At 56.2% G+C, this 1,394-nt stretch carries 1 rRNA gene; it reads right to left on the bottom strand.

Annotation, left to right across the window (positions count from 1 at the left end):
* Positions 1-2: 2 nt before the first annotated feature.
* Positions 3-1,394 (bottom strand): 23S ribosomal RNA (locus ACFYUY_RS40060); the annotation flags it as partial.

Genomic DNA, 1,394 nt, shown 5'->3' with positions numbered 1-1,394 from the left:
CTGAGGACAAGCCCTCGGCCTATTAGTACCGGTCAACTCCACCCCTCACAGGGCTTCCATATCCGGCCTATCAACCCAGTCGTCTACTGGGAGCCTTACCCTCTCAAGGAGGTGGGAGTGCTCATCTCGAAGCAGGCTTCCCGCTTAGATGCTTTCAGCGGTTATCCCTCCCGAACGTAGCCAACCAGCCATGCCCTTGGCAGGACAACTGGCACACCAGAGGTTCGTCCGTCCCGGTCCTCTCGTACTAGGGACAGCCCTTCTCAACACTCCTACGCGCACAGCGGATAGGGACCGAACTGTCTCACGACGTTCTAAACCCAGCTCGCGTACCGCTTTAATGGGCGAACAGCCCAACCCTTGGGACCTACTCCAGCCCCAGGATGCGACGAGCCGACATCGAGGTGCCAAACCATCCCGTCGATATGGACTCTTGGGGAAGATCAGCCTGTTATCCCCGGGGTACCTTTTATCCGTTGAGCGACGGCGCTTCCACAAGCCACCGCCGGATCACTAGTCCCTACTTTCGTACCTGCTCGACCCGTCAGTCTCACAGTCAAGCTCCCTTGTGCACTTACACTCAACACCTGATTGCCAACCAGGCTGAGGGAACCTTTGGGCGCCTCCGTTACCCTTTAGGAGGCAACCGCCCCAGTTAAACTACCCACCAGACACTGTCCCTGATCCGGATCACGGACCCAGGTTAGACATCCAGCACGACCAGAGTGGTATTTCAACGACGACTCCACAACAACTGGCGTTGCTGCTTCAAAGTCTCCCACCTATCCTACACAAGCCGAACCGAACACCAATATCAAGCTATAGTAAAGGTCCCGGGGTCTTTCCGTCCTGCTGCGCGAAACGAGCATCTTTACTCGTAATGCAATTTCACCGGGCCTATGGTTGAGACAGTCGAGAAGTCGTTACGCCATTCGTGCAGGTCGGAACTTACCCGACAAGGAATTTCGCTACCTTAGGATGGTTATAGTTACCACCGCCGTTTACTGGCGCTTAAGTTCTCAGCTTCGCCTGGACGAATCCAAGCTAACCGGTCCCCTTAACGTTCCAGCACCGGGCAGGCGTCAGTCCGTATACATCGCCTTACGGCTTCGCACGGACCTGTGTTTTTAGTAAACAGTCGCTTCTCGCTGGTCTCTGCGGCCACCCCCAGCTCAAGGCGCAAGGCCCGTCACCAGGAATGGCCCCCCTTCTCCCGAAGTTACGGGGGCATTTTGCCGAGTTCCTTAACCATAGTTCACCCGAACGCCTCGGTATTCTCTACCTGACCACCTGAGTCGGTTTGGGGTACGGGCCGCCATGAAACTCGCTAGAGGCTTTTCTCGACAGCATAGGATCATCCACTTCACCACAATCGGCTCGGCATCAGGTCTCAG

It is taken from the genome of Kitasatospora sp. NPDC004745 (assembly GCF_042873275.1).
In the GTDB taxonomy this organism is placed as follows: domain Bacteria; phylum Actinomycetota; class Actinomycetes; order Streptomycetales; family Streptomycetaceae; genus Kitasatospora.
Note: the sequence above shows the minus strand (reverse complement) of the source record. Positions and strands in the feature narration are given on the sequence as shown.